Genomic DNA, 7,953 nt, shown 5'->3' on the forward strand with positions numbered 1-7,953 from the left:
CGTCGATTTCCACCCGGCTGATGCGGTGCTCGTCGTCGTAGCTGAAGCGCTGCGTCACGCCGCGCTGCGTGTCGTGGCGCACGGTCATGCGCCCGGTCGCGTCGTAGCCCCACAGGGACTGGCGGTACTTCTCCGCCGGGGTGGAGGGTGCGCCGTCGGTGTACATGCGGCGGATTATCTGGTCCGCACGGTCCCACAGGTAGCGGCGCTCGGAGACCAGACGTTCGCGCAGGTTGTCGGTGCGTGATACAACGCCCGGCAACATATTGATATTCACTATTAAGTCAATTCAATTACCCACGATGAACAATGAGGAATTATTATTTTAATAAAAAACATTAAAACCTATGGGTAAATATTACTTCCTTTGTTTTCATCTCAACATAAAAACACAGCATGCTGCATTACGAAAAATACCAATCTATACCAAACAGTTATTTTACTCGCACCTCATAATTTGATGATATTATCTCGACGTAGCTATCATACCCTACCACTATAAAGTGTTTTAGGCTCAACCTATTATTTGGATCATATATCGCCGCCATGGACTCTAAAACCTCTGAGTTAGATACCATGTAAACACCAGGATCAGAATGAATATCGTCTTTTTCCCAGTAACTAACTACGTCATTATTTATTGACTCTATTACAAACTCACCATGATGAAGCTCAAAAAAGTTCAAAGACATACACTTTAATTCCGCTACGTTATTAAACTGCAATTCCGCCTCACTATACTTATCATTCTTAAAATCGCTAAAAGTTTGAACTTCTACTTTTAGCCTTACACCACTTGACTCAGTATAAATTACTTCAAGATCTGTCGTAGATAATCTAAAATTTAATTTTTCAGGAACTAATAACATATATAAGCCCTCTAGTTTACAAAAATTTACCAATCGTTTTCACTAAACCGGTACCGTCTTTGTTCCTTGTAATATCTATGCTTCTTGATGGCAATCTATATCTGATATCCTCTACTAAGTGTTTCGGAACATGTTCATAAGGAACAAATATTGCGTTTTGAGGAAGTTTACCAGCTTCAACTAAAGCAGCTAACCCTCTATTATTCAAAGTTACAGCCTTACCTGTGGCAGGATCTCGTATAAGAAATGACAAACCTATCTGGACTAATCTTACCGGATTTAATATCTGCAGCGACATCTAATGTTGGACGACCAGCAATGGAATCGGCGGCTTGACTCCCAATATTATTAAATTTTGGAGCAATTCGATTTTACCCAAAGTGCAAATCATTCGGGAAGTCTGTTATTTCTCCATGAATAAACGGGTCAAAACTACTTAACACCAGCGGATCAACCACATAGGTATAGGTGTTAAGCCCGCCCGCCAGCCCTATCGGATCCATCTGGGTGTAACACCCGCCCGCCGTAGCGAAAGGTGTTGTAGTGCAGGCCGGTTTCGCGGTCCAGGTACTGATCCTGAAGCGCAGGTTCTGCGGGGTGTCCCAGTTTACCGGCGTGCTTTCACTCAGGCTGCGGCCCCAGGCGGAGGAAGCTCCGCGCCAGACGGTGTCGCCGTTGCTGTCGGTCACGCTGTCCGGCAGGCCGTTCAGTTCCGTGTGGTACCAGAAGATATCCGCGTGCTCACCGTGGCTGTCGACGCGCGCCAGCGGTTCATAGCTGTTTTCGGTGTAGATATACTGCACCGCCGCGTCCGGGTGACTGTCGCTGGTTTCATCCACCATCTGCAGGCCGGACCAGGCGTACTGCATGCGATCTGTTTTACAAGTATGATATAGCCATACCTGTAAAGGATTCTATTTCTACCCCTATTACTCGTTATTCAATCCCTCTGATAGAAACCATCCTCAAAGACCAATCCTGAGATAAAGTAATAATGATGTTGTTATCGCTGATATTAATTACGGCATCCTGCTTATCAATATTTAACTGCCTTTTCTGAGCCCAGCTCAACCAATCTTTACTTTTCCAGTTCGCTATTTCACCAAGTTTTACTATTTTCTTTGTATTGCTGTGAAAGTCAACATCAATGGCTATAAGGCTGTCATCTTCAGAAAGAAAGCTAACATTGCCATAAAGCCAATAAAGTATCTTGGATTTCTTACTAAGTTTGGCTGCGGGTAACTCCGGCTCTCCCATAACCTCAAGAAGCTGGCTAATAGACGACCCAATACGTAAACCGTTAATAGATAGCTGTTCGATAATACTTATAACATCTAATTGCAATGGTGAATCCCACGTACTATTTATCATATCCGCCCTGCATATTGTGCCGGCCCACATTTCGGGCAATGTCTCGAAGTTCTCTGGAGCGACCATTAGCTAACTCACGTTAAGTACCAGATTCTTTTTTGGCATGTTCAAGAACAGATTGCACACCTTCATTGGCTTTGTTCAATATATCATTTCTGAATCTGTCATCTTTTTCAAAATGCTCTTTTGCTGAAGCAATTGCTTTCGCTAATTTTGGGCTCCCCGCTTCATTTGGAATTGCATTGGTAAAGGTTATACCACCTTTATGATCAGGCCTTACAGATAATTCAATACCTCCCGGAGCGTAGAAATGAAGCCCTTTTTGAACAATATCGCCATATCCCGGAGAATGTATTTGCCAAGTAGTATAATCCAAGCCTAAAGGATCGATGTAAATCAAAGCATTAGGTACATACGCGTAAGTGTTTAACCCGCCCGCCCGACCAATCGGGTCCATCTGGGTGTAACACCCGCCCGCCGGGTCGTAGTAGCGGAAGGTGTTATAGTGCAGGCCCGTTTCGCGGTCCAGGTACTGGCCCTGGAAGCGCAGGTTCTGCGGGGTGTCCCAGGTTACCGGTGTGCTTTCACGCAGGCTGCGGCCCCAGGCGGTGGAAGCCCCACGCCAGACGGTGTCGCCGTTGCTGTCGGTCACGCTGTCCGGCAGGCCGTTCAGTTCCGTGTGGTACCAGAAGATGTCCGCATGCTCACCGTGGCTGTCGACACGCGCCAGCGGCTCATAGCTGTTTTCGGTGTGGATATACTGCACCGCCGCGTCCGGGTGACTGTCGCTGGTTTCACCCACCATCTGCAGGCCGGACCAGGCGTACTGCGTGCGTGCCGGTTTGCGGGCATGCCGTCGCCACACCTGTTTCTCCGTACGGCGGCCTGGCGCCACTCGGTGTAGGGATAACGGCGGATTTCGGTGGCCAGTGCGCTGTAAAGTTATTAAATAAGAGAAAGGGAGAGTTGCCGCCGCTAAAAGCAGCGGCGGATGCTGCTGACCATGTTTATTACACTCTGCGGCTTGGTTCTATATTTATACAAAAATCATAAAAAGTCGGCGCCACCTTTATCACCTGATCTTCAAGATCCCTTCGGATATATTTAATTTCACCAGTATTTGTATTAATCCAATAGTCGTTATCACCTGCATCAACTGCAAAAGGGATATGCTCCTTAGCAAAATCCTTTATAAATTGTGAATAACGCACACGTCTTGACAAAACCTCATTAATTGAAAGTAGATATTCCGATTCAAAACATGACTCTCCCTCAATAAAATAGAACCCTTCTATTTCTAATACACTATAATCATCAGGAGTTATGTTCAGGATTTTATCCCTATAAAAGAAAGCTCCGTTACTAAAATACCCTCCATTATTAGAAAGATAAAAATTAACCAAAAAATCTTTCCCATTAAACTCAGAGGAAATTAAGTTATTTATATCTTCTTTTGTAAGGCCTTGTTGTGAATCATCAAAGACAATACCTTTGCTTGAAAAAAAATTATCGTTTGACATATCATCTCCAATTTTAACACCGCGGAAGTTTTAGGCATCTACTGGCTGCCTCTTCGATTGCTTGAGGTGTGCCATATTTAAACCCAGTAATTTTTTCAAACTCATGCGCTCCCCCTACGTGAGGGTAAGCATGATATTCAGCATTTACAAGCTGCATTTACAAGCTGCATTTACAAGCTGCATTAACATCTCATTTGTTTTAGGATCATAACTGACATGATGAGATATCCATTTATTAGACTTTCTTTCATTCAAGCCTGCTGCTTTATACAGTTCGTCTTTATCATCAACATAACTATCTGTAGCTTTTATTTTGAAAAGACCTTCAGGGTTATTCACAGGATCTACTGTTCCGGGATGTAAAACGCCCCCACCTTCCGGTAAAAATATTATAGGTTTTCTTACTAATCCAAGCGGATCCACCCACGCCAGCGGATCAATCACATAGGTATACGTATTCAGCCCGCCCAGCAGAACAATCGGGTCCATCTGCGTGTAATACCCGCCCGCCGGGTCGTAGTACCGGAAGGTGTTGTAATGCAGGCCCGTTTCGCGGTCCAGGTACTGGCCCTGGAAGCGCAGTTTCTGCAGGGTGTCCCATGAGGCCGGCGTGCTCTCGCGCAGGCTGCGGCCCCAGGCGGTGGTAGCCCCGCGCCAGACGATGTCGCCGTTGCTGTCGGTCACGCTGTCCGGCAGGCCGTTCAGTTCTGTGTGGTATCAGAATATGTCCGCATGCTCACCGTGGCTGTCGACGCGCGTCAGCGGCTCATAGCTTTTTTCGGTGTGGATATACTGCACCGCCGCGTCCGGGTGACTGTCGCTGGTTTCGCCCACCATCTGCGGGCCGGATCAGGCATACTGAGTACGTTCCGGTTTCCGGGCATGGCGTTGCCACACCTGTTTCTCCGTGCGGCGGCTCAGGGCGTCGTGGCGTTACTCCGTCAGGCGGCCAAGACGGTAATAATGCACGCAAGTCTCTTTTTAACGAATAAATCGCTCTTTGGTCAGATAGAAGCCAGTATCTTTCATTCTATTAATAAATAAAATGGAGGGAATTCACTCCTAATACTTAGGCAGGTAACGTCCCATTTTTACGCGTAGCTCATAAGTATGAAATAGCCCACCCATCATATTTCCCTATTATTATTTATTTTGAATTCAACCCAATGTTATGCGATATTTTTGATGCAATTTCAGGATCATTGATTGCTCTGAACGATAGTTTAAAAAATTTTTCATGTTGAGAGTCAATTTGTGCAATGTTCGACACATCAAATTTCTCACCTTTCAATAAACAGAAACCATCCATTCAGCAATTATCAAATTCAGGCTAATCACTCGAATCTAATGCTTTATTAACACCCAATTTTCAGAAAAAAAGAGATGATGCTTAAAAACTATATCTCATTCAGATTTTGATTGATTTTTGCAATACATTCTATATTGTAAATCAAGCATCTATTAAATCTAAACTCTTAACCAGAGTGACTAGATTTATCAGATACAAAACAAGTGGTTAAATAACCTGCTCACGTACTGACTTAACAGAATGAAACATATCTTAACCCGGGCTTCTTTTATTATATAATGAATAAACACGACAAACACACTTAATTATGATGAGCCATGTAGATAAGCCCAGGTTCGGTTACACGCAGGCTAAGTTAATTAGTCCACTTCATTAATTAAGGCATCAAATGAGTCAATAACAAATGTTAACTCCTTTTCATCCATTAACCATATATACACTTTCCCATAGTCCATTTTCCGCATTGAAATCAAAAAGCAATTGCCGCCTTGATCATCAGCAAAGGGAACGAATTCCTTCAGTGCTGGAAAATCATCGACCAAATCCTTATAGGTTCTTTCTATTGAAGCAGAACCATATTTGAAAGGAATGAAACCACTTAGCAAAAAATGATTATCAGCATATTCATCCGCCAGATCTCCTCCGTTGTAACGAAAATAAAATTCTTTGAAAGCCTTAGGGAACTTCCAGTTGAATTTTTTTTCAACCTCTACTAAATCTTCTGGCGTTAAATCTATTTCTGAATCCACTATAATACGCTGCATATGCTTTTACTCCTAAATCCACCTGGATGTATATATTGTTTACCCGTTGCAGCTATATACTGACTTACTCCGCCATTATGATTAATACCGCGGTGTGACGGCTTTTCAACCAACTGCATCGTGCCTTTATTCCTTTCCACATCATAGTCATCAAGATGATGCCAAACGTAACCACTTGGAGTAGTTTTTTGATTTAAATCAGCCTCATAGTTAGCCCGTTCAAAATCAATTTCATAATCACCAGAGTACTCTATTTTCACAATAGGATTCACACCCGGTTTTTTATTATAAAACGCGTTACTATTTGAGTAATCTACCCCTCCACCAGGTGTTTTAACTACGCCGTTATAGCCACGTTCTTCTAACTTAACCAATGAATCTACAGCCAATCCAAGCGGATCCACCCAACCCAGCGGATCCACCACATACGTATACGTATTCAGCCCGCCCAGCAGACCAATCGGATCCAACTGGGTGTAACACCCGCCCACCGGATCGTAGTAGCGGAAGGTGTTGTAGTGCAGGCCTGTTTTACGGTCCAGGTACTGCCCCTGAAAGCGCAGGTTCTGCGTCATGCGCCCGGCTGCGTCGTAGCCCCACAGGGGCTGGCGGTACTTCTCCGCCGGGGTGGACGGTGCGCCGTCGGTGTATATGCGGCGGATTATCTGGTCCGCTCGGTCCCACTGGTAGCGGCGCTCCGAGACCAGGCGGTCACGCAGGTTGTCGGTGCAGCGCCGCTGCGTGATGCGCCCGGCCATGTCGTAGTGCGTCTCCAGCTCCAGCGCACCCATCGTGCGGTGCGTCTCAGGGTGCAGGCGGTCATGCTGATAGCTCAGGGAGAGCTGCATCTCCAGCAGGTGCCCGGTGCCGTAGCGCAGGAACTTCAGCTCCCGCCCGTACGGGAAGGTGGTGGCGCACCTGGCGCAATTAAAATACATTTATAATATATTCAAAGAAAATACGACCTCATTAATTCAAAGAAAAGCGGCGAGCCTTTCCGCTATTAAATTAATTTAAATACTCACTTATTTCAGCTTTCATAAACTGGCTAAAAGTCATATTAATATCAGTTATATCCTCACCTTCTGCATAGCAATATACAACAGGATCTGAATCAATAACATCGGTAAAAAACAATGATGTATATCCTTGGTGCATTAGAAATGCAAACATATTATAGGGAGGCGTAACATTGTTTTCTTTCATCAAATTTACTGTTTCTTCATTAATGTCTTGTAATTCACTAAAAAAGAACCATGTGCCCTCTTTAAAATCTCCAGCAGACACTCCCATTTTCTCCAAGAAAATATTGTAAAACTCAGGTAATCGGCCATATTGGCTTTCCAGGCTCATCATCTGGTCTTTACCACAACCTTCCACTGACAATCCTTTTTTTAGGATCTTTTCAATAAAAAAGTCTAGTTCATTAACAAATTCTACACGTTCCATAGAACCTCCTTTACAAAATATTTATCTTGACTCCGGGGTATTTACTTTCGAACTGCTGAATGACCCCTCGGCAAGATTTGCAAATTGGCAACCCAGAAAACAAATCAATTGTACCCTTAGCATCAGGTGTTATTTTACTCCCGATATGCTCTAATATTTTAGCTTCTGAATCAAAAGCCCGTGGATGAGAAACAACGGTCGTTGTAAATAAGCGGTTATTTAGGTCTGGTATATCGACAAACCCAGGGATTGAACCTTTTCCACTGACGGCATCAACAGTCCCGGTTATTCCATCTATATGATAGTTAGAAGTTGCAATATTCCTTCCTTTACCAATGCGCCCAGGCTTTCCACCCAAGGTATGGCGATAATCAGATGCTCTTGCGATAGCGCAACCTGATAGGCCAACTGGATCCATCCAATTTAAAGGATTAGATACGTATTGATATAAATTAATACCGCCCAGTAAACCAATCGGATCCATCTGCGTGTAACACCCGGCCGCCGGGTCGTAGTAGCGGAAGGTGTTGTAGTGCAGGCCCATTTCCTGGTCCAGGTACTGGCCCAGGAAGCGCTGGTTCTGCGGGGTGTCCCACTCGACCGGCGTGCTCTCCCGCAGACTGCGGCCCCAGGCGCTTGAGGCTCCGTGGCAGGCGGTGTCGCCGTTGCTG

General features: G+C 44.9%; 9 protein-coding genes and 3 pseudogenes. All 12 read right to left on the minus strand.

What is annotated here, in order from left to right; translation table 11 throughout:
- A pseudogene (locus ABIC80_RS24290) lies at positions 1-277 on the minus strand (hypothetical protein); the annotation flags it as partial.
- A gap of 157 nt (positions 278-434) precedes the next feature.
- Positions 435-869, minus strand: a complete 435-nt coding sequence (locus ABIC80_RS24295) for a hypothetical protein (RefSeq protein WP_429178856.1) — start codon at positions 867-869, stop codon at positions 435-437.
- Positions 870-885: 16 nt separating this feature from the next.
- Positions 886-1,167, minus strand: coding sequence for a hypothetical protein (locus ABIC80_RS24300; protein WP_429178857.1), 282 nt, complete (start codon positions 1,165-1,167; stop codon positions 886-888).
- A gap of 73 nt (positions 1,168-1,240) precedes the next feature.
- A complete protein-coding gene (locus ABIC80_RS24305) occupies positions 1,241-1,738 on the minus strand; it encodes an RHS domain-containing protein (RefSeq protein ID WP_429178859.1) in 498 nt (165 codons plus the stop codon).
- 67 nt (positions 1,739-1,805) lie between these two features.
- The gene (locus ABIC80_RS24310) at positions 1,806-2,306 is read right to left on the minus strand and encodes a hypothetical protein (protein WP_429178861.1); all 501 of its coding nucleotides are present in this window, start codon (positions 2,304-2,306) and stop codon (positions 1,806-1,808) included.
- 13 nt (positions 2,307-2,319) lie between these two features.
- Positions 2,320-3,105, minus strand: a complete 786-nt coding sequence (locus ABIC80_RS24315) for an RHS repeat-associated core domain-containing protein (RefSeq protein ID WP_429178862.1) — start codon at positions 3,103-3,105, stop codon at positions 2,320-2,322.
- Positions 3,106-3,250: 145 nt separating this feature from the next.
- Positions 3,251-3,760 (minus strand): SMI1/KNR4 family protein, encoded by a 510-nt coding sequence (locus ABIC80_RS24320; RefSeq protein ID WP_429178864.1) that lies wholly within the window; start codon positions 3,758-3,760, stop codon positions 3,251-3,253.
- Between the two features lie 405 nt (positions 3,761-4,165).
- Positions 4,166-4,693 (minus strand): annotated as a pseudogene (locus ABIC80_RS24325) (RHS repeat-associated core domain-containing protein); the annotation flags it as partial.
- A 735-nt stretch (positions 4,694-5,428) separates the two neighbouring features.
- Positions 5,429-5,833 carry an SMI1/KNR4 family protein gene (locus tag ABIC80_RS24330; protein ID WP_326902772.1) on the minus strand — a complete coding sequence of 135 codons (405 nt, stop codon included), beginning with the start codon at positions 5,831-5,833 and terminating at the stop codon, positions 5,429-5,431.
- Positions 5,818-6,747 (minus strand): annotated as a pseudogene (locus tag ABIC80_RS24335) (RHS repeat-associated core domain-containing protein); the annotation flags it as partial. The pseudogene ABIC80_RS24335 and the gene ABIC80_RS24330, both read right to left, overlap by 16 nt.
- A gap of 94 nt (positions 6,748-6,841) precedes the next feature.
- Positions 6,842-7,282 (minus strand): SMI1/KNR4 family protein, encoded by a 441-nt coding sequence (locus ABIC80_RS24340; protein WP_326902773.1) that lies wholly within the window; start codon positions 7,280-7,282, stop codon positions 6,842-6,844.
- Between the two features lie 10 nt (positions 7,283-7,292).
- On the minus strand, positions 7,293-7,953 hold a 661-nt coding region (locus ABIC80_RS24345), incomplete at its 5' end, for an RHS repeat-associated core domain-containing protein (RefSeq protein WP_429178865.1).

It is taken from the genome of Kosakonia sp. 1610, from assembly GCF_050435845.1.
GTDB lineage: Bacteria > Pseudomonadota > Gammaproteobacteria > Enterobacterales > Enterobacteriaceae > Kosakonia > Kosakonia cowanii.

What these genes read in the sequence shown, in the direction of transcription:
- ABIC80_RS24295 (WP_429178856.1), bottom strand. Translation starts at nt 869, where the DNA reads ATGTTATTAGTTCCTGAAAAATTAAATTTTAGATTATCTACGACAGAT.
- ABIC80_RS24300 (WP_429178857.1), bottom strand. Translation starts at nt 1,167, where the DNA reads ATGTCGCTGCAGATATTAAATCCGGTAAGATTAGTCCAGATAGGTTTG.
- ABIC80_RS24305 (WP_429178859.1), bottom strand. Translation starts at nt 1,738, where the DNA reads ATGCAGTACGCCTGGTCCGGCCTGCAGATGGTGGATGAAACCAGCGAC.
- ABIC80_RS24310 (WP_429178861.1), bottom strand. Translation starts at nt 2,306, where the DNA reads ATGGTCGCTCCAGAGAACTTCGAGACATTGCCCGAAATGTGGGCCGGC.
- ABIC80_RS24320 (WP_429178864.1), bottom strand. Translation starts at nt 3,760, where the DNA reads ATGTCAAACGATAATTTTTTTTCAAGCAAAGGTATTGTCTTTGATGAT.
- ABIC80_RS24330 (WP_326902772.1), bottom strand. Translation starts at nt 5,833, where the DNA reads ATGCAGCGTATTATAGTGGATTCAGAAATAGATTTAACGCCAGAAGAT.
- ABIC80_RS24340 (WP_326902773.1), bottom strand. Translation starts at nt 7,282, where the DNA reads ATGGAACGTGTAGAATTTGTTAATGAACTAGACTTTTTTATTGAAAAG.